Annotated in this window: 1 protein-coding gene; it reads left to right on the top strand. The window is 81.5% G+C overall.

The window, feature by feature from the left end:
* Positions 1-443, top strand: a 443-nt coding sequence (locus BG452_RS47410) for a hypothetical protein (RefSeq protein WP_262986105.1), incomplete at both ends; no start/stop codon positions are given.

Here is a 443-nt window from a genome sequence, read left to right as displayed (position 1 = left end):
GACCCGGCGGCGCTGCCCGCCGCGCTCACCGACGCGCTGACCGCGCTGACGCCCGTGGTGGGCACCGTCACCGTGCTGGCCGTGGCCGCCGACGCGCAGCCCGTACTGCTCGGCCGGCTCGACGACCTGGCCCGTACCGCCGCCGACCGCAAGGCCGCCACCCTGGTCCTGGCCGCCTCCGGTCTCGCGGCCGCGCCCGAGTCCGGGCGCCGCCCCGCCCAGCGGCTCGCCGAACTGGCCGCCACCAGCGTCGTGGCCCCGGACGGGCTCGTCACCCTCCGCCCCGACGGCACCCTGCTGACCACGGGCGCCACGGACACCACGCCCTCCTCCTGGTGGCTGTTCGCCCCGGACGGGCGCACCCGCCGGCTCGGGGCGGTGTGGCCGCTGCCGGGGACGGACGGGGGCGGGCCGCGCGGCCGGGAGGGGGCGGCGGGCGCAGC

It is taken from the genome of Streptomyces sp. CBMA123 (assembly GCF_014596465.1).
GTDB lineage: Bacteria > Actinomycetota > Actinomycetes > Streptomycetales > Streptomycetaceae > Kitasatospora.
Note: the sequence above shows the minus strand (reverse complement) of the source record. Positions and strands in the feature narration are given on the sequence as shown.